16 protein-coding genes and 1 tRNA gene are annotated in these 20,598 nt (G+C 45.5%); 11 read left to right on the forward strand and 6 right to left on the reverse strand.

The window, feature by feature from the left end; all coding sequences use genetic code 11:
* Positions 1 to 258 precede the first annotated feature (258 nt).
* On the reverse strand, positions 259 to 1,320 hold the full coding sequence (locus D2V93_RS14800) for a sensor histidine kinase (RefSeq protein ID WP_182849999.1): 1,062 nt from the start codon (positions 1,318 to 1,320) through the stop codon (positions 259 to 261).
* A 5-nt stretch (positions 1,321 to 1,325) separates the two neighbouring features.
* Positions 1,326 to 2,090 carry a LytR/AlgR family response regulator transcription factor gene (locus D2V93_RS14805; protein ID WP_072875615.1) on the reverse strand — a complete coding sequence of 255 codons (765 nt, stop codon included), beginning with the start codon at positions 2,088 to 2,090 and terminating at the stop codon, positions 1,326 to 1,328.
* Positions 2,091 to 2,397: 307 nt separating this feature from the next.
* On the opposite strand from D2V93_RS14805, the gene D2V93_RS14810 reads away from it, so the two are divergent.
* The 5 genes from D2V93_RS14810 to D2V93_RS14830 all read left to right on the forward strand — a co-directional run bounded on the left by D2V93_RS14810 (position 2,398) and on the right by D2V93_RS14830 (position 9,890).
* Positions 2,398 to 5,586, forward strand: coding sequence for a SusC/RagA family TonB-linked outer membrane protein (locus tag D2V93_RS14810; protein ID WP_119619938.1), 3,189 nt, complete (start codon positions 2,398 to 2,400; stop codon positions 5,584 to 5,586).
* 18 nt (positions 5,587 to 5,604) lie between these two features.
* Entirely contained in the window at positions 5,605 to 7,038 is a 1,434-nt protein-coding gene (locus D2V93_RS14815) for a SusD/RagB family nutrient-binding outer membrane lipoprotein (RefSeq protein ID WP_119619939.1), read from the forward strand.
* A gap of 48 nt (positions 7,039 to 7,086) precedes the next feature.
* Complete coding sequence (locus D2V93_RS14820; RefSeq protein ID WP_182850000.1) at positions 7,087 to 7,662, forward strand: immunoglobulin-like domain-containing protein; 576 nt, start codon at positions 7,087 to 7,089, stop codon at positions 7,660 to 7,662.
* 12 nt (positions 7,663 to 7,674) lie between these two features.
* Positions 7,675 to 8,187 (forward strand): lipid-binding protein, encoded by a 513-nt coding sequence (locus D2V93_RS14825; protein WP_119619941.1) that lies wholly within the window; start codon positions 7,675 to 7,677, stop codon positions 8,185 to 8,187.
* A 137-nt stretch (positions 8,188 to 8,324) separates the two neighbouring features.
* Entirely contained in the window at positions 8,325 to 9,890 is a 1,566-nt protein-coding gene (locus tag D2V93_RS14830; protein ID WP_119619942.1) for a S8 family peptidase, read from the forward strand.
* Positions 9,891 to 10,035: 145 nt separating this feature from the next.
* Here D2V93_RS14830 and D2V93_RS14835 read toward each other — a convergent pair whose 3' ends face one another.
* Both D2V93_RS14835 and D2V93_RS14840 read right to left on the reverse strand, forming a co-directional pair.
* Complete coding sequence (locus D2V93_RS14835; RefSeq protein WP_119619943.1) at positions 10,036 to 10,677, reverse strand: response regulator; 642 nt, start codon at positions 10,675 to 10,677, stop codon at positions 10,036 to 10,038.
* A 17-nt stretch (positions 10,678 to 10,694) separates the two neighbouring features.
* Positions 10,695 to 12,566 carry an ATP-binding protein gene (locus D2V93_RS14840; protein WP_182850001.1) on the reverse strand — a complete coding sequence of 624 codons (1,872 nt, stop codon included), beginning with the start codon at positions 12,564 to 12,566 and terminating at the stop codon, positions 10,695 to 10,697.
* Between the two features lie 232 nt (positions 12,567 to 12,798).
* Here D2V93_RS14840 and D2V93_RS14845 point away from each other — a divergent pair, with 232 nt between their 5' ends.
* The 3 genes from D2V93_RS14845 (at position 12,799) to D2V93_RS14855 (ending at position 16,220) form a co-directional block, all read left to right on the forward strand.
* A complete protein-coding gene (locus D2V93_RS14845) occupies positions 12,799 to 14,133 on the forward strand; it encodes an adenylate/guanylate cyclase domain-containing protein (RefSeq protein WP_182850002.1) in 1,335 nt (444 codons plus the stop codon).
* 45 nt (positions 14,134 to 14,178) lie between these two features.
* Positions 14,179 to 15,570, forward strand: coding sequence for an FAD-binding oxidoreductase (locus D2V93_RS14850; protein ID WP_119619946.1), 1,392 nt, complete (start codon positions 14,179 to 14,181; stop codon positions 15,568 to 15,570).
* Positions 15,571 to 15,656: 86 nt separating this feature from the next.
* Positions 15,657 to 16,220 (forward strand): Pycsar system effector family protein, encoded by a 564-nt coding sequence (locus D2V93_RS14855; protein WP_119620002.1) that lies wholly within the window; start codon positions 15,657 to 15,659, stop codon positions 16,218 to 16,220.
* 59 nt (positions 16,221 to 16,279) lie between these two features.
* Here the strand turns inward: D2V93_RS14855 and D2V93_RS14860 are convergent.
* Positions 16,280 to 16,352, reverse strand: a tRNA-Met gene (locus D2V93_RS14860).
* 113 nt (positions 16,353 to 16,465) lie between these two features.
* On the opposite strand from D2V93_RS14860, the gene D2V93_RS14865 reads away from it, so the two are divergent.
* A complete protein-coding gene (locus D2V93_RS14865; protein ID WP_119619947.1) occupies positions 16,466 to 17,830 on the forward strand; it encodes an alanine/glycine:cation symporter family protein in 1,365 nt (454 codons plus the stop codon).
* Positions 17,820 to 18,701 carry a GTPase Era gene (gene era, locus D2V93_RS14870; protein WP_072875603.1) on the forward strand — a complete coding sequence of 294 codons (882 nt, stop codon included), beginning with the start codon at positions 17,820 to 17,822 and terminating at the stop codon, positions 18,699 to 18,701. Before D2V93_RS14865 ends, era begins: the two co-directional genes overlap by 11 nt.
* A gap of 9 nt (positions 18,702 to 18,710) precedes the next feature.
* On the opposite strand, the gene D2V93_RS14875 is transcribed toward era, so the two are convergent.
* A complete protein-coding gene (locus D2V93_RS14875; RefSeq protein WP_119619948.1) occupies positions 18,711 to 19,214 on the reverse strand; it encodes a GTP-binding protein in 504 nt (167 codons plus the stop codon).
* Positions 19,215 to 19,290: 76 nt separating this feature from the next.
* Between D2V93_RS14875 and der the strand changes: the two genes are divergently transcribed.
* Complete coding sequence (der, locus tag D2V93_RS14880) at positions 19,291 to 20,592, forward strand: ribosome biogenesis GTPase Der (RefSeq protein WP_072875600.1); 1,302 nt, start codon at positions 19,291 to 19,293, stop codon at positions 20,590 to 20,592.
* Positions 20,593 to 20,598: the final 6 nt, after the last annotated feature.

Raw genomic sequence — 20,598 nt, forward strand, 5'->3', positions numbered from 1 at the left:
ATCGATCATTCAGGTCGATGCTTGGACCACATCTGATGGAATAGCGTCAAAGAATTAATTTTCAATGATTTGACAATCAAAAAGGGGAAGCTCATTGCTCCCCCTTTTTTAGCTAATTCAAAAATAATCTTACAAATGAGAACTAATATTTTTTAGTCCCTATGCCGAAATTAGGACAATGCCTGTACCGTGACCCCTAAAAAGAAGTGACTGGCCTTGAAAGTGAAGTGAAGTGGTGTTATGGGGAATTCAATAAATTCAACACGGTATTTGTATATAGGTCAAGACCCCATAGTCAGTGTTCCGTACAGTTAAGACATAATTGTTTTTATAGTAGGCCTTCAATCGATCCTCGACATTTTGCAGCCCTACCCCATAATTTTCTTTTTCGATTTCCTTGGGAACCGGTTTGCCGTTGTTCTCCACCTCTATATGTAGTTTCCCATCTGCATTATACATGCGTAGCCTGACCTCAAGTGTCTTATTGTTCATGGAGTACCCGTGTTTCACTGCGTTTTCCACCAACGGCTGCAACAAGAGCCCGGGCAGTAAGCAATGGGAGCAATGAGGCGAGATGTCATGTTCTATGGACAGGTCCTCCTGAAACCGTTCTTTCAGCAGGTTGCTGTAATAACCCAGGATGTTCAGTTCTTTATCCACTGTGATGAGGTCATAGCTGTTGATTTCCAATACCTTTCTCAGGAATTCACTTAGGTCGGCCACCATGTTTTGGGCGGCCACACTATCTTTTGGGATCAAACTGCTGATACCGTTCAGCGTGTTGAAAAGAAAATGCGGATGCAACTGGGACTCGAGCACCTTGATCTTCAACTTCAGCAATGAACTTTCCAGGTACTCCACCCTGCTCCGTTCCTCCTTTATCTCCTTCAGGTAGAAGTAGGCATAGATGATCAATATCATCGAGGAGTAAATAAGAAAGTTTGTAGTGATGCTGGAGAGAAAGGCAGTGATGACATTCTGGAATTGAAAGTACATTTGGTTGGATTTGACCAATGGCGTTATAAAGCCTGTCAAAAACGATAGGGTGATGGCAAACAGCATATGGATGTGAACAATGAAGATCCATCTGAACCGTTTGCTCAATAGCCATTTGGTCAACAAGACCATGATGCCCATGAAAAAAACCACCAGTATCCAATCCAAGGAATAGATCAACAACAGCTCCGATTTGGTATAGGAATATAGCAGGCTCCCTTTTTGGCTGAGATAACTGACCCTGAAGACCTCCATACAGGCCACAATAAAGTAGAATGCCCCCAGCATCCATAACAGCCTCCATTCCATATGTTTTCTGCTCATGGCCTTCATTTTACTCCCAGATTGTCCAGAAAGTCCTTTCTATAGGATTTGCTTACCCTGAAAAGTTTTTGGTTCTTCATCCTCACATCGATTTCATTGAATTCTGAATGCACCAATTCCAAAATGAAATCAGTATTGATTATCGTGGACCTGTGGATTCGGATAAATTTTGGATCATTGAGCTTTTCCAACATGCTCTTCAGGGACTCCCTCAGCACATATTTTTTGTCTTCCACATAGATCTCACAATAATATCCTGAAGCAATGATGTATTTGATATTGTCCATTTCAACCATAATGGTTTTGTTCCCTTGCCGGACAAAAAGCCTGGAAGTGGTATGCTGCACCTCGACCATGTTATGGAATTGGGAAAGGAGTTTCTTGAACTTTTCCTCATAATCATTGGCTTCCAGATTGAACTTTAGCTTTCTGATGCTTTCAGCAAATCTGTCGTTTCGAAAAGGTTTCAATAAGAAGTCGATGGCAAAGGCATTGAAGGCCTCAATGGCATAATGGTCATAAGCAGTGATGAAGACCACTAAAGGAAATTTTTTAGGGTTGATGGATTTGAGGATGTCAAACCCATCCATGTCCTTTAACTGGATATCCAAGAAAACCACATCGGGTCCCTGCCTGTCTATGGCCGCTATGGACTCTTCCCCATTCCTGCACTTCCCGACAATTTCGAACTCAGGGTATTCCTTCAACAAATCCAGGACCCTTTGTCTGGCCAATAGCTCATCATCAATGACTATCGTTTTGTATTTCATGTGGTCTTGATATCAAATAAAATCACGAGAATTTAAGAATAATCCTGAACAGTACGGTCCCAAAACAGGCATTGAAAATGCAAAAACAGGGTATGTCGTACCAATATCCAACCCACCCAATTCATTTTAACGGTCAGTTAAATCATAATTGGCCCTGCGATACAGGGAAATCGTGGGAGATTGGATAAAGTCCAGATCAATTAACGGGTTGTTCGTTCCCAAAATCAAGGTGTTCACTTCATTCATTCATGGCCAAGCAGATTAGCTCTATATGTTTATGCACAACTAACTATAATATGTATTCAATATGATGACTAAATTGAAATTTATTTTCTTGCTTCAGTTCCTTCTCCTTGCTTGGTTGGGAACTGCCCAAGAAAGAACAATTACCGGGACGGTCAGGGATGATGAGCGTATATCCTTGCCCGGGGTGAATGTCATTGTCAAAGGGACCACAAGAGGGACCCAAACTGATTTTGACGGCAATTATTCAATCGGGGCCAGTAGAGGCGAGACCTTGGTGTTCAGCTATTTGGGCCTGCAAACCCAAGAGGTGGTGATAGGGAACGCTTCAAGTGTGGATGTTACCATGCTGGAAGATGCCCAGGCCCTGGAAGAAGTTGTAGTGACAGGTGTTCTGGGAACAAAATCCCAGCCAAGGGCTCAAGGTTTTGCATCCACCAACCTGAGCAATGCCGATCTGACGGACGTGACCAATACCAACCCGTTCGAGTCACTATCGGGCAAGGTGGCCGGTGTGGACATTACCACTCCCGCACAGCCGGGAGCCTCTTCCAAGGTAATCGTAAGGGGATTCTCGTCCATCACAGGTTCAAACTCACCACTCTATGTGGTGGATGGCACCCCGATTAACAGTAGCTCGAATGGTTCATTGGAATCTGCATTTAACCGCTCATTTGATGGAGGGTCGGGCATAAACGACCTCGACCCCAATAGCATAGAATCCATGACCGTACTGAAAGGAGCGGCGGCCACGGCCGTATATGGATCAAGGGGAGCCAATGGGGCCATTTTGATCACCACCAAAAAAGGAAGAAAAGAGTCAAGGATAAGTGTGGATTTTACCACTTCCATTGACTTTTTGGAAGTCTCAAGGGTGCCACATCTGCAAAACCAATTTGGGCAGGGATGGAACGGGTTGAGCTATTCTTCCTTACCGATGGGTGGTTTGGGGGCCAGCAACGAAAATGGATCGTGGGGACCGGCCTTCAATGGGCAGGTAAGACCATGGGGACAGATCATCGACAATTCCCAGCAAATAAAGCCCTATGTGGCATTGCCGGACAATATCAAGGATTTTTATGATGTGGGCCAGGTCTATACCAATTCCGTGAGAATAGGCGGTGGTGGCACAAACTCTGATTTTTCCCTTGGGTTCACCAATACCGACAGTGATGGGGTCATTCCTACCGAAGCAGATGCATACGATAGAAAAGTGTTCAATCTAAATGCCGGGGTGAACAATGAAAAGTTTAGCGTCAGGGCGAGCTTAAATTATGCAAAAAGGGACCAGAACGTAGTAAATACGGGCCAAGGTGATCAGGCAGGTGAAGGAAACACCTTTTCCCAGGAAATCATCCAGATACCCAGGGACATCAGTTTGGTGGATCTGAAGGATTATCAAAACAATCCATTCAACAACAACAGTAATTTCTACACCCCTTTTGCTTCCAATCCGTATTGGGTGCTGAACGAAAATGCGACCAAGATCAACAGCAACCGTGTTTTTGGGAACATTAACCTGACGTACAATTTTAGCCCTACGCTAAGTGCTTCTTGGCAAATCGGGGCCGATATCGAAAATGTAAATCGTAAGAGTTATGGTGCGATTGTCGATTACCTGCCTGGATCTCCACAAGATTTATTGGCGGCTCTCCCCATTGTGGGAGGTGTGACCGAATATCGGTTGGAACGCAAACAATACGACACGTATTTTACCCTCAACCACGAGTACGACATCACGGAAGACTTGAACCTAACAACTTCTGCAGGGGTAGCTTTCAACCAAAGATCTACGGATGCACTTCAAGTTTCGGTGACAGACTTGGATATCCCAAACTACTACGAAATAAGCAATAGTGCTTCCACACCGAGTACCGGCCAATCGAATACGTTGAGACGGACCATAGGATTGTTTGCGACCAGCACCTTGGGTTATGCCAATCGTTATTTCCTGACCTTGACGGCAAGGAACGACTGGTCATCCACTCTGCCCATAGGGCAGAACTCCTATTTCTATCCTTCGGCAACGGCAAGTATCATCTTGTTGGATAATAATGCTACTTTTTTGAAGCTTAGGGGAGGAGTGTCCCAAGTAGGTAACGATACCACTCCGTACAATACGGAATCTGCATTGGTCCAAGGTTTGGCCGGGGCCTATTTCGGTCAGATCAATATGCCTTTGGGAGGTGTAAATTCATTTGAATTGAGCTCCCAATTGGGAAACAGTTTATTGAAACCGGAAATCACGAACGAATACGAAATCGGTACCGAGGCCTCCTTTTTTAATAGAAGGATCACGTTGGACGCCGCTTTTTATAAAAAGGACACCAAAGATCTATTGTTGGATCGTTTATTGCCAAGATCTACGGGATACCTTAACATCACTGGAAATTATGCGAGTGTGACCAACAAGGGAATAGAGCTTGTTTTGGGACTCACTCCGTTCAGGTCCAATAATTTTACTTGGGACATTAATTACACCTTTACAAAAAATGAGAACGAGGTGACCGATCTACAAGGCTTGGAAAGGTTTGAGATCAACAGCTCCTATGCTACCTACTTCTATGCGGAAGAAGGACAACCTTTGGGTGTTTTTAGGTTTCGTGGCCCAGCAGTGAACGATCAAGGGCAATATATAGTTGATGGCAATACGGGCTTCTATACCCAAGATTCCGAAGAGCAGTACTTGGGCACATCCCAAAGGGATTTCATCATGGGACTTAAGAACTCGTTCAGGTACAAGAACTTTAGGCTGTCGTTCAGCATGGACTGGAAAGAAGGGGGCAAGATGTATTCCTACACCAATAGACTTCTCGGCTTTACCGGGAACTCCATTGCCACGACCTATAATGAACGTAAACCCTTCATCATTCCCAATTCTGTGGTGGAGAACAGTGATGGGACCTTTTCGGAAAACACCACACCGATCAGTTTTGAAGACGTGACCAATTTTTGGGGGACTGCAAGTAACCCCGCCATTGAGTATACCCATGTGATCGACAAAACGTTCGTTCGCCTCAGGGATTTGTCATTTACCTATAGTGTTTCAAGCGATTTTGCCAAGACCATGGGACTTTCGGCCGCATCCATAACCTTCTACGGCAAAAATTTGGCCTTATGGACACCGGACGCAAACCCTTACATGGATCCCGAGGTCTCCACTTTTGGCAACGACCTCGCCAGTGAGTTTGGGGAATTTGCTGCCAACCCAGCACAAAGGACCTATGGGGCGGCATTGAAGTTTTCATTCTAAAATCAAAAAAAAGAAAAAATGAAAAAACTAATATTGAGTATAGTTTGTCTGACCTTGGTATTGACTTCATGTGAAGATCAGATGGACATCAACAGAGATCCTGACAGTTTGCCAGCAGAAGGTGTTGAACCGGCCACACAGCTGCCGATAGCCATTGCAGGCATAGCAGGGGGGCAAGGGGCAGAACTGGCCATTATAGGCGGGATGTGGTCTCAGTTTTGGACCCAGAGCAATTCTGCAAACCAATATAGGACCATAGATGCTTACTCCATTACTTCTTCGAACTATCAAGGGGGTTGGAACAACCTTTACGATGCTTTGGGGGATGTGAGAAACATCAAAAGGAACGCCTTGGCATCTGAAAACTGGAACTATTATTTGATCGCCACGGTATTGGAAACCTATGCGTCGCAGATATTGGCGGACTGGTACGATCAAATCCCATATGCAGAGGCCAATGACATGGCCAATTTTGAGCCTAATTTCAATACAGGTGAAGAAGTATATGATCTGATGATCGCTGACCTCAATGATGCCCTTTCCAAGAACCTTGGAGCTTCAAAAGGGAACATTCCATTGAACGATGATTTCATTTTTGGAGGTGATATGGCGAAGTGGGTACAATTTGCCAACACCATGAAACTGAAAATCTTCTTAAGACAAGCGGATGCCAGGCCAAGTGTCGCGCAAAGCGGCATCGGTGCATTGGGGAACAATTTCCTGACCGAGGATGCCGCAATGACCCAGTTCATCAACGAGGCCAACAGGAGCAACCCTCTCTACGAAAGTGATAGGAGGCAGTTGAACGTTGCCACAAACTTGAGGGCAAGCACGACCATGTACTCTTATTTGTCGGCCAACAACGACCCAAGGTTGGATCTTTACTATGGCCCCGGGAATCCATTGAACCAAGGCGATTACCAAAGTTTGGCCGCACCCAATTCCGTTTCAGTGGTAAACCTGTCTGCGACCACGCCGGTATACTTTATTTCGGCGGAACAAAGTCTGTTCATGCAGGCAGAGGCAAGGGAAAGATTTTCAGGAGGAGCAGGGGCCAAGGCTTTGTACGATCAAGCGGTAACTACATCATTTGCGAAATGGGGATTGGACGCTACCCCTTTCATCGCTGTAGGGGGGGCATATGAATACCCTTCCTCAGGAACTTTTGATGAAAAATTGACCGCGATAATCACCCAAAAATGGATATCGAGTTTCCCTGGAAATGGTTTTGAATCCTTCTTTGAACAGAACAGAACCGAAATTCCAGCCGTATCGGCCGTTCCGCAGACGAGCGAGGGGTATGTCCCGGGCCAATTTGCCTATTCGGTAAACGGTTCCACAGGAGGGGCCTTCCCCAAAAGGTTGGAATGGCCAAGTGATGAGCTTTCAAGAAATGCCAATGCACCCGATGCCCCTGTGAAGGTAACGGTGCCCGTTTGGTGGGATAACTAATTTAATACTAAGATGATGAGAAAAATATCGATATACATACTTGCCCTTATGGCATTTGTTGCAACGGTCTCCTGTCATAAAGAGACTACGGAAGGACTTTCCTTGGTCACAAACTATGCCGTCTTTGAATATGAGGCCTTGGTTGTGGTAGAGGTGGGCGATGACTATACCCCGAATGCCAATGCAACGGAGAATGGGCAGAGCATTGCAATTGAGACTTCCAGCAATGTGGATACCAACACGGTGGGAATTTATGGCGTTACGTATTCGGCCATCAACTCTGATGGTTTTGAGGCCAGTGTGTTCCAAACCGTGGTGGTCCATGATCCGAGTATAATAGGAACCGATGTTTCTGGAAATATCTGGGACAAAGGGAACAATTCCAGAACCGGGGTCATCAGTCTGGTCGAAGGGACCACCAGTATTTTTTATGCGACTGATTTTGGGTTTGCCGGGGCATTTCCCGTGTACTTTCAGATGGATGGGGATGTCATTTCGGAAATCCCGCAAACCTATGCGTTTGACGTTTCCAACGTTGACCTCACCTATGATCCTGTGACACGGGAGTTCACAACACTGATACACCCACAAGGTTTTGGGTACACATTTGAATATCAAAATTAAAACATCAAAAACATGAAGAATATATATAAACTGAAATTCTTTTTGGCACTTGTGGTTGTCATGTCCCTAACATCTTGTGATGAGGGCGGCGATCCCGATCCAGGATTCACCACGACTGTCGATTTTGCAGGGGACTGGTTCATCGTGGGGTATTTTGAAGATGGAAGTATTGCCTATGGCGGGGATTATGTGTTGTACTCCACCTATAATACAGCTTCAAACGATGAAAATTTCTGGATAGATGACCATGGGGCTTTCTTTGAGATCAAGACAAAGGTCCAAGCCAATTTTGATGCGCTGACCTTTTCAGGGGAGGCAAATTCCGAGGAACTCTACACAGAAGGTACGGTGACCGTGAGCAATGGAAAGATCATCACCGATGGTGGCAGATCTTTTGGGACAGAAACCGTTGTGGACAGTATCTATTTTGAGGCCGAGTTTGATTGGGATCCTGGAACGATCTACAGATTTGGTGGTCATAGAAGAACCGGTTTTTTGGAAGATGATGCACCACATATCAATTGATTTAGGGTTTGATTGGTGGTTTGTCAAAAGGCGTCCGGTAGGACGCCTTTTTTCATTTTCTTAATTCTTAAAATAATCTTAAAACAACCAAAAGGAACCTCTCCCATAACTCTAGTATTAATCAAAAATCAAAAGACATGAAAAGCATGATTAAAAAAACGATTCAAAATTGTTGCGGACTGATTCCGGTCCTTGGACTTCTAGTGGGCCAATTTGCTTTTGGCCAAGACACAATGCCCAAAAAGGATTGGCATCAATTGGACGGTGACACGGGAATACATTTGGAACAGGCCTACGAACTGTTGCAGAACAGAAAATCGGAAAAGGTGGTTGTTGCCATTATAGACAGCGGTGTTGATTATTTGCATGAGGATCTGCGCACGAAAATCTGGGTAAATACGGATGAGATCCCAGGCAATCTGATCGATGATGATAAAAATGGATATGTGGACGACATCCATGGCTGGAACTTCATTGGGTTCCCAAATGGGGACAATGTTGAAAATGAAACCTTGATCGAGACCAGGATTGCCAGCGCCGGAAAAAACTATCCAGGAAGCAGGGAGATGTACGAAGACGCAAAAAGGGCGTACCATATCCATAAAAAGGAAGCTGAGGAGAAAAAAGATCTTTATGGAAAATACCTGTCAGATATTGAGACCATCAAATCCAAAGTAGATGCTTCAACGCAGAGTTTGGAGCAGGTCATTGGACAAATGGGAAGTTTGTCCAGTGTGGGAAAACTGCTGCTGAATGCCAAAAAAGAGGGAAAAGATGTTGATTTTGTTGAATCCCAGGTCAGGGAAGCGTATGCGTTTTATTCCAAGTCTTTGGATTATTACTACAACCCGTATTATGATTCCCGGCATATTGTTGGGGACAACATCACCAATAAAGAGCAAAGGTCCTATGGGAACAATGACGTAAAAGGACCGGACCCATCCCATGGTACACACGTCGCGGGCATCATCGGAGCGATCAGGGGCAATGGTCTGGGCATGGACGGGATTGCCGAGAATGTGGAACTGATGATCATTAGGGCGGTTCCCGATGGGGATGAAAGGGACAAGGATATTGACAATGCCATTAGATATGCGGTGAACAATGGGGCCGATATCATCAATCTAAGCTTTGGAAAGGATTATAGCTGGAAAAAGGAATGGGTGGATGAAGCGGTGAGGTATGCGCACAGAAAAGATGTCCTGATAATCCATGCAGCTGGAAATTCGGCTAGGAAGCTCAATGGAAACAATAATTTTCCCAACAAGTATTTTGAAAGGGGAACTCTTTTTGGGCCCAAAGAAGCAAAAAATTGGATTGAGGTCGGGGCTACTACCCATCATTTTGACGAAGGCTTTGTCGCCAATTTTTCAAACTATGGAAAGGAGCAAGTGGATTTGGTGGCACCCGGGGCACAGATTTATTCGACAACCCCTAATGATTCTTATGCATATTTCAGCGGGACCAGCATGGCCGCTCCCATGGTCACGGGTCTTGCTGCCCTGTTAAAGTCCCATTTTCCACATTTTTCGTCACAGGAACTCAAGGACATCATATTGGAAAGTGTAAGAACTGTGGAGCATGAAGTGTACCAACCGGGTGGAAACCAAAAAGTACCCTTGAACATGCTCTCCGGGACTGGAGGAATATTGGATTGTGGGCAGGCCGTGAAAACCGCTTTGCTGAGGAGCAAGAACATATAAACCCTATTCAAGGAGCAGGTGTTACTTGGCTCAAAATGGATTTGATTTGGTACGGGGCGTTGGCCCCGTACTTTTTTTAAGGAAAATCAACTTTAAGGATTTTATATGCAGCTAATCCCATCTGTTGCCATGGTGATCAATAGTACTAAATAAGTCCCCAATCCACTGCTTTTTTGATCATGCCAACGGAGTTCTTCACATCCATTTTCACAAAAAGGTTCCGTTTGTGGGTGGCCACGGTATTGGCGCTTACGAACAAGAGGTCCGCGATTTCTTGGGTGGTATGCTCTTGGGCGATCAATTTGATCACCTCGATTTCGCGCTTGGTGATCATGGGGATGTCCCCATCCATTTTTTTGGGCTCCTCGGTCAGGCTTTCTATCATTTTTTCCGTCAGATGGGAACTCAGGACCTTCTTCCCATCATGGGCATCCTTTATCCCTTGGATGAGGTATTCCTTGGAGGCGTTCTTGAGCAGATATCCATTGGCGCCCACCTTGAACAAAGAGGTGATGATACTGCCCTCATCATTGGTGGTGAGCATGATGACCTTTACCTCCGGAAACGATTTTTTTACATGCATGGTGGTTTCCAGTCCATCCATGGCCGGCATTTGAAGGTCCAATAACAGTACGTCCACAGGTTCCTTTTTGAGGAATTCCAACACTTCAAGACCATTGCAGGCGGTGCCAACTACGCTCAATGACCTATCCTTGGTCAAAATGGCCTTTAGGCCATCCAACATGATTTGGTGGTCGTCCGCTAACAGTACCTTGATTTTTTCCATAGGGTTGTTTTTTTTATCTAAACATGATTCATTTTGCCCAAGGGGATGTTAATGGTCACCAAGGTTCCCATGCCCGGTCGGCTATTGATGTCAAACGCACCTCCGATGAACTCGGCCCTGAAAGCGATGCTTTTCAGCCCCATTCCCTTATCGTCCTTTAGGGCTTTGGGATCGAACCCAATTCCATCGTCCTCAATGGTAAGGTCAAACCAACGATCGCTATAAGTGATCTGCACCGAAACTTCTTTTGCTTCGGCATACTTTACGATATTGTTGAGGGCTTCCTGTACGATTCGAAACAGCATGATGTTGGTATTGTCATCAAAGATCTTTTCTTTTCCATGGACGTGGAACTCGGCATGGAAACCATGAATGGCATCCATTTTTGAGACCAGGTCCTCTATCGCTTTTCTCAATCCCAATTTTTTCAAGGATTGGGGCATCATTTCGTGGGCAATTTTGCGCACCTCGGTACAGGCTTCATCGATCATCTGACTGGCTGAACCGTATATTTTCTTCGAATTGGTATCATCAAAATTGATCTGCAGGCTACCGATGTTCACTTTTAGACTGGACAACAAATTCCCCAATCCATCATGAAGGTCACGGGCAATCCTGGAACGCTCCTTTTCCTGTCCTTCCAGCATGGACCGCATGGAGATGATCTGTTGTTCCCTTTGGGATTCATGGAGTTCCAACTGGGCGGTCTTCATCCTGTTTTTATAATATAAAAAACCGATTAGGGATACTAAAAGCAGTCCTCCCAATGAGTATAACAACATGTTCACGTGATCTTGTTTTTTTTGGTTCAACACCTCTTCCTCCAATAACTGTATTTTCAATTGGTCCTTTTCAAATTTGATTTTCATGTTCGCCAAGGCTTCAAGGCTACTTTCACTCAGTTTGTATTCCTCCTCCATTTCCTTTTGCTTAAGGAGCATTTCATAGGCAGCCTTATAGTTGTTGTTCAAGAGAAGGTATTGTCGCCTAATGTCGATGATGTAATTCTGCAGGCCGACCCTATCAAAAAGACCTGGAGTTTGCTCGGCCTTATTGATGAGGTCCATGGAACTGACAAAACCATGCGCCTTTATCAAATTGATCAATGCAATAGTGTCCCGTTGCTTTTCAGCTGCCTCATAGATGGTTGAGGCTATGCTCATCATGGATTCAACTACGCCGACGTCGGAGGCTTCTTTCCTGTGCCCATAACCTTTGAGGTACTCCGATACCGCCGAATCGTAATCTCCGTGCATTCTGTGGCATTCCCCCATCCCTTGATAGAGTCTGGCAATGTCGATATGGGAAATGGGATTTTCCGTCAACCTATACTCCAATGCTTTTTGAAATTTTTTTAATGCCTCTGCGGAATTTCCCCCAGTATATTCGGCAATAGCCCAATTGTTCAAGATACCTGCCTTTCGTTCCTCGTTGGGTATTTTGGAGAAAAGATCGTATGCTTGTTGAAAGGCTCTCTGCGACTCAGCCAAAGAGCCATAGTTTAGGAGGATCGCCCCTCGGGTATCATAAACATTGCCCAATCCGTAGAGGTCATTTATTCGGGAAAAATAGACCGTAGCACTGTCCAGATAGGCAGTTTTTTTATCCATCTGATCATAATCGAGGCACCAACCCAATCGGTGAAAAGACTTTCCAGTGAGTCTGGGACTTCCCAATTTTTTGGCCAAGGCCAACCCTAGCGATGCGTTTTGTATGGACTCTTCGCCATCGTATAACAAATATGCAATCCTCAAATAGGCTTCACACTTTAGGGAATCTTCCGGCATGCTCTTGACGGCCATGCGCAAACTGTCCAATTCCTTTGACTGGCCCATGGCATAATGGAACCCGAAGAGTATGAATAAGAGGAACAGCCGTTTTGCCAACATATTTTTTAAGGTGTATTGATGTAAGGTTTCAACAAGGTTAAAGTTATCGAATTCTAAAGCTTGGACAACACATAAAACCATGATTATCAATATCACACAATTGTGTGATGCCAGCTCTGACAAAAGGAGGATTTTTAAAAATCACAGAATAGGGTGTAAAAAAGGAGAAGGTGTAAATCTAATTTTGGTGCTATCGAATCCATGCCAAGTATCAACCTTTAATTCTGACACAATGACCCATACGATCACCTATGCAGCCATCAACAGACAAGTGGAATCGACTTCCCTTACCGATACCCTGTTGGATATTTCGATTAAGAACAAAATTCCGCACTTGCATGAATGTGGGGGCAATGGTTTTTGTACCACCTGCAGGGTAAGGATTTTGGATGGGGTACAGAATTTGAGCCCAAAGACGGAGTTTGAAAAAAGTAGCTGCCATGCACGAAAATGGGACCCGTCGATTCGTTTGGCGTGTCAGGCCAGACCCACGGGTGATGTTACCGTCCAGCGATTGATCTGGTCGAGCGGGGAGGTCAATAACCTCCAAAAGGAGCTGGTGCCGACCGGCCGGGCAGAGGAAAGGCCGATAGCCATCCTTTTTTGCGACATTAGAAATTTCACCAACCTATCCTCCCACAACCTCAATTTTGACATCGCCTATATGTTGAACAAGTTCTATACGGCTTTGGGAGAGCCTATATTGATGAACAATGGGGTGATCTATCAATATGTGGGCGATGAAATAGTGGGTGTGTTCGGTACCACTGGAGGTACGGCAAAGAAAAATTGTGAAGATGCCATTCGGGCGGCCTTGGGGATGCAATATGCCCTGGATGCATTGAACCGATCCGATCTGAAGGACATCGAGATAAAACTAAAGTCGGGTATCGGCATCAATTTTGGCAATGCCTTTATCGGTCATCTCGGCCATCCTACCCATAAACAGTTCTCCGTGATCGGGGACCCAGTGAACGTGGCCAGTAGAATTCAAAATGAGACCAAGGCTACCAACACGAACATACTCATATCCGATACCGTTTATGAGAATGTGGATAAGGACTCCGTAGTGGTCGGACAAAACTTCCTGAACAAGTTGGCGGGAAAGGACAACCCTTTGAACCTTTATGAACTTATTGGGTTCAAAGCAACGGACCTTCAACTGGAGCTGCAATCTTCCATGAACCTTATGTTGGCCGATGAGGAACGATTTGCCAAAATCTTCTACGATAAAGTTTTTGCATTGGCCCCTTTCGTGAGAGCCTTGTTCCGAAACAACATGACCGATCAGGGAAGGTTGCTGACCCATATGTTAGGGGGCATTGTGTATTCCCTTTCAAGGCCGGAGCATTTAAAAAGAGGATTGGAAAAGCTGGGTCAAAGCCATGTGCACTATGGTGTCAAGGAAGAATATTATCCCGTAGTGAAGCAATCCATGATAGAGACCATAGATGAGGTTTTGGGACAGAATAAAACATCCCGAACCTTGGAAGCATGGAACACGGCCCTGGATTTTGTGATCGATACCATGAAGTCCAGCGCAAGAACCCATATCAAAACAGTTTAGAAACCGGATACAGATATCAACTAATAATCACTTAAATAAATAACCATGTCAACAAAAATCAATGAATTGGATTCCAGTGTATTGGATGCGTTTGCAAGCCAGATCAGGGGAGAATTGATCTTCCCGAACGATGAAAAGTACAACGAGACCCGAAAGATCTATAATGCCATGATAGATAAGCGTCCGGGCCTGTTTGTCATGTGTGTGGATGTAGCGGATGTGATCTATGCCGTGAATTTTGGCCGGGAACACAATCTTTTGGTCGCTGTTAGGGGAGGCGGACACAATGGTGGCGGTCTCGGACTTTGCAATGACGGGATGGTGATCGACCTTTCCGGTATAAAGTTTGTCCATGTGGATGTGGAGCACAGTACCGTAAGGGTCGGTGGCGGAAATTTGTGGGGCGAAGTGGATCATGCCACACATCCGTTCGGTTTGGCGGTTCCGGCAGGTATCATCTCCACCACAGGGGTGGGTGGTCTTACCCTTGGCGGAGGGGTCGGCTATCTCTCCCGAAAGTATGGACTTACCATCGATAATTTATTGGAGGCGGACATGGTTTTGGCCGATGGTTCCTTCGTGACCGTCAATGCTAAACAACATACCGATCTCTTTTGGGCCATTCGAGGAGGTGGGGGCAACTTTGGAATCGTTACGTCCTTCAAGTTTCAAGCCCATCCGGTAAAGAATGTCATTGGAGGTCCCACGCTATGGCCCATCGAAAAGATTGATGAGGTGATGGAATGGTACCACTCGTTTATCAATGAAGCTCCAGATGAACTCAATGGATTTATTGCGACCATGGTGATTCCCGGTCCACCGTTCCCAGAAGCATTGCACAACAAAATGTTCTGTGGTATTGTCTGGTCCTATTTGGGAGACCCCAAAAAGCAGGAAGAAGTGTTCAGACCAGTGATGGACATGGGGCCCATATTCCAACACATTGGTGAAATGCCCTATCCCTCCCTTCAGACCTTGTTCGATGGAATGCTCCCCCATGGTCTTCAATGGTATTGGAGGGCCGATTATTTTGACGAACTGGGCCCCGAAGTACGGGCGAAGCATTTGGAATTTGGGTCCAAAATTCCGACACCACTTTCCCAAATGCACCTGTACCCGATCAGTGGAGCGGCCAGCAGGGTAGGGAAGCAGGATACGCCATGGGCCAATAGGGATGCCAAATATGCAGGTGTCATTGTAGGTGTGGATCCAGATCCGGCCAATGCCCAAAAAATAACCGATTGGTGCAAGCAGTATTGGGAGGCCCTGCATCCATATTCCATGGGGGGTGCTTATCTCAATTTTATCATGGACGAAGGACAGGAGCGCATAAAGGCCAGTTATAAGGTAAACTATGATCGCCTTACCCAGATCAAAGGGAAATATGATCCCAACAACTTCTTTAGGGTCAATCAGAACATACAGCCCCAGAAGTAAATGGATGGTTCGGTATGACCTGTGGACAATGGATTATTTCAAACGGAAAGCCAAAGCTGGATATGGACAAGGAACAAAATGAGCAAATGCCAATATTTCAACGTGAATTCCTGAAACAAATGGAGTCGAGGGGGCATGCGGAGGAGCTGGTGGACCATTATTGGGGCAGCATCAACTATGTTCTGGGGTTGATCAGGGCATCGGAAATAAAAGCGGGCCTGTTGCTTTCCTTTTATGGGATCCTGCTCAATTTTATCTTTCAAAAGATAGATCTACTGTTTTCCCAAGGTGCACATCAAATAGTGTTATATGTTTTTATGGCATTTTGGTTTTTGGCCACAGTCGTGTCCATTTACTTCAGTATTCGCTGTTTTATGCCGCGCATTGAAGGAAAGTATGAGAAGAACATGTTCTTTTTTGGCGATGTGATTTCAAAGTTTGGGACAATCAACGATTTTTCAAAAAGTTTCTATCGCTTGAGTCTGAAAGAAGAGGAACTGTTCGATCAATTGGGGCAGCAGATCTTTATAATTTCAAAAATTGCCGACCAAAAATTCAGGTATGTGAACAGGTCGTTGCGGTTTTTGGCCATAAGCCTGCTCCTTTTTTTGATGATGGCTATCTACTACGCGGTTCTGGTCATCAAATAGTTTATAAACAGGGTATTGAAAATAGAAAAGCCATTCAATTTGAATGGCTTTTCTTTTAGTAGCGGGAACTGGACTCGAACCAGTGACCTTCGGGTTATGAGCCCGACGAGCTACCTACTGCTCTATCCCGCGATATGGACGGCAAATATACAACCCTTTTTACATCATTTCCAAATGAAAGTCAATATTCCTTCTTCATTAGGGTCTTTCCAGTCTAAAATCCATAAATTCGGACTTTTGACTTTATGAAAACAATCAACGATTTTCTGTCCTGGGTTTTGCCCTACACAGAATGGCCCATGTTCATCCTGCTCATTGGTGGGGGACTCTTCTTGGTTTTTTATTCCAAGTTTGTGCCCTACCGCTATTTTGGCCATGCCATAGCCGTGGTCTCTGGCAAGTACGATGACAAAAACGCCAAAGGCGATGTAAGCTCGTTCCAGGCATTGTCGGCAGCTGTGGCGGCCACGGTGGGTCTGGGGAACATATCGGGTGTGGCCATTGCCATCCATGATGGCGGACCAGGGGTTGTTTTTTGGATCTGGATGACCGCTCTTTTGGGCATGGGGATCAAATTTTATTCCGGTAGCCTGGCCATCATGTTCCGGGATACCGACAGCGATGGAAAATTACAGGGCGGCCCCATGTTTTATATTACCAAGGGAATGGGGAAATGGGCTCGGCCCATGGCCGTTTTTTTCAGTATCTGTGGACTCTTCGGGTTTTTGGGGGTCTTTACCGCCAATCAGTTCACGGAAGCCTTCATGGGAGTGGTGAAACCGCAGGAAACCCTTTTTGTGGCCAGTGAGTTCAACTGGAAACTGGGAATTGGTTTTCTTTTGGCAATTGTTACCTCCATTGTCATTTTTGGGGGACTTTCAAAAATCGCGAAGGTGGCATCGGCCATTGTTCCTTTCATGGTAGGCGTATATCTCATAGCTGTGATTTTTGTCATGGCAAACAATGCAGGGCAAGTGCTTCCTGCCCTCAAAATGATCTTTGTGGAAGCCTGGAATTTCGATACCATAGTCACTGGGGGCTTTTGGGGCCTTGTGATTGTCGGTGTGCGCCGCGCCATGTTCTCCAATGAGGCAGGTCTGGGAAGTGCACCCATGTACCACGGGCAGTCCCGAAACGATGAGCCCACAAAGGAAGGGTTGGTGGCCATGTTGGGCCCTTTCATCGATACCATCATGGTCTGTACGTTCACCGCGGTGGTCATCATTTTGAGTGGGGCCTATCTGGAGGATGGCAGTGGCATCACCATGACCATGTCCGCTTTTGAAAAGACCCTCTATGGGTTTGGGGACATCCTTTTGATGGTCATTGTCACGGCATTTGCACTTTCCACCTTGTTCACCTATTCCTATTATGGAGTTAAGTGTCTTTCGTTTCTCACCACCCCAAAAATTGGAAAGTGGTACAACGTATTCTTTGTGGTGATGGTCATTTTTGCCACGGTGGCCTCTTTGGATTTGGTAAAAAATCTTATCGATCTATCTTATGCGCTCATGGTGATACCCAATATGATCGCAGTGTTGTACCTTGCACCCAAAGTGAATGCGGCATCCAAGCAGTATTTTATAAAAAAGAAGGAAAGTGGCACATAAGGCAGGTTTTGTAAATATTATAGGCAACCCCAATGTGGGGAAATCCACGTTGATGAACGCTTTTGTGGGCGAAAAACTGTCCATTATCACTTCCAAGGCACAGACAACACGGCACAGGATCCTGGGCATTGTCAATGGGGACGACTTTCAGGTGATTCTTTCCGATACCCCGGGCATCATAAAGCCGGCCTACGAACTCCAGACTTCCATGATGGATTTTGTGAAATCTGCTTTTGAGGATGCCGATGTGCTTCTCTATATGGTCGAAATTGGTGAAAAGGCCCTCAAGGACGAAAACTTTTTCAAAAGGATACAGCACAGTCAAATTCCGGTATTGTTGCTGCTCAATAAAATTGACACCTCGGACCAGCAAGTGTTGGAAGAGCAGGTACAATACTGGAAAGACCTTCTGCCCAATGCCGAGATCCATCCCATATCCGCTCTGGAAAACTTTAATGTCAAGGAAGTGTTCGAACGTATTTTGGAACTCTTGCCCGAGGCCCCTCCCTATTACCCGAAGGACCAATTGACGGACAAGCCCGAACGATTTTTTGTGAACGAGACCATCCGCGAAAAGATCTTGCTACACTATAAGAAGGAAATCCCCTATTCCGTGGAAGTGGAAACCGAGGAATTTCTGGAAGATGAGGACATTATCCGGATACGCTCCGTGATCATGGTGGAGCGCGACACCCAAAAAGGAATCATTATCGGCCATAAGGGAAGTGCCTTAAAAAGAGTGGGTGTAGAGTCCCGCAAGGATCTCGAAAAATTCTTTGACAAGCAGGTGCACATCGAACTCTATGTAAAGGTCAATAAAAATTGGCGCAGCAATGCCCAACAGCTCAAAAGGTTCGGATATAACGGATGATAGATTGCTTCAGACTTTTTGAAAACCAGCTATGGTTTCCCTGAACATGGATTTCAACTGTTCCATTTGCCCTTCCCCCTTTGATTTTCCCAACCGACCAAAACCATAAAGGGCAAACCAGATCACGACCAAAAAGAACATGCCCACCATCAAAAAGGTAATATCCTTCCCCAAGGAATGGTTGGAGTAGGCAAAGATACCCAGGATCGTGAACAAGGTGCCCACCCCAAAATGGAGAAACATGAAAAACGTCCAAAGTGTCGGGTTGGGACCAAATACCCCTCGGATGTTGCTCACGCCCTGTTCGTAGGAAGAAAGTTCGAGGTGCAATTGGGGAGTCCAGAAGTTGGTATCCGCCTTCCGGAACTTGATAAAGACATGCTCATCAAGTCTACTGACCAAAAAACCATCTTTTTTGTGGGTGTCGTAGGTGTGCTTCAAGGTTTCCATATCGGTCCTTAAGGTGACATGGAATCGGGGCCTTAAAACGATTTCATTGGCCAGGTCGCTCATAACAGTTTGAAAATGATAAAAAAAGGTATCATTTTTTCTTCATAATAAATGGTACTTTTGCCAAAATTTAATGCAGATGGGAGCTATCGTAGCTATCGTAGGGAGACCCAACGTAGGGAAATCCACTTTTTTCAATCGACTCATACAGCGTCGAGAAGCCATAGTGGATGCTGTGAGCGGTGTTACCCGCGATCGCCATTATGGAAAAAGTGACTGGAACGGCAAGGAATTTTCGTTGATCGATACGGGAGGATACGTATTGGGCAGCGATGATGTCTTTGAAAAAGAAATCGACAAGCAAGTGGAGTTGGCCATCGGGGAAGCCGATGCCATCATTTTTATGGTGGATGTGGAATCTGGGGTCACGGGCATGGATGAAGATGTGGCCAAGCTGTTGCGCAAAGTCAACAAACCTGTCTTTTTGGCCGTGAACAAAGTGGACAATCCCCAACGAATGGCCGATGCCGTGGAATTTTATGCCCTAGGATTGGGTGAATACTACACCCTGTCCAGCATCAATGGCAGTGGGACCGGGGAATTGTTGGATGCATTGGTGGAGGTGCTCCCCGATGTGAAGGAGGAAGAAAGTGAACTGCCCCGTTTTGCAGTGGTGGGTCGTCCGAATGCGGGAAAATCATCCTTTATCAATGCGTTGATCGGGGAGGACCGTTACATCGTTACCGATATTGCCGGAACCACTAGGGACAGTATCGACACCCGGTACAACCAGTTCGGCTTTGAGTTCAATTTGGTGGACACTGCAGGTATCCGTAGAAAGTCCAAGGTAAAGGAAGATTTGGAATTTTACTCTGTAATGCGCTCCATTCGTGCCATTGAACATTGCGATGTATGTATCTTGATGTTGGATGCCACTAGGGGTTTTGACGGTCAGGTGGAGAATATCTTTTGGTTGGCCCAACGAAACAACAAGGGCATTGTGATCCTGGTGAACAAATGGGATTTGGTGGAGAAGGATACCAACTCCGTAAAGGAATACACGGCCAAGATCAAAGAGGCCATCTCCCCATTTGAGGATGTTCCCATCCTTTTCATATCGGTGATGACCAAACAACGTATCTACAAGGCCATTGAGACCGCTGTGGATGTGTATAAAAACCGTTCAAAAAAGATCGTGACCCGAAAATTGAACGATATCATGCTGCCCATTATCGAGAACACCCCGCCACCGGCCTACAAGGGCAAATATGTGAAGATCAAGTTCTGTACCCAACTGCCAACGCCATATCCACAGTTTGCGTTCTTCTGCAATTTACCGCAGTATGTACGTGACCCCTATAAGCGTTTCTTGGAGAATAAGTTGCGGGAAAACTTTGATTTTACCGGAGTGCCGATAACCATTTTTATGCGGAAGAAGTAGCATATC

Origin of the sequence: Flagellimonas taeanensis, from assembly GCF_003584105.1 — a bacterium.
Taxonomy (GTDB): Bacteria; Bacteroidota; Bacteroidia; order Flavobacteriales; family Flavobacteriaceae; genus Flagellimonas; species Flagellimonas taeanensis.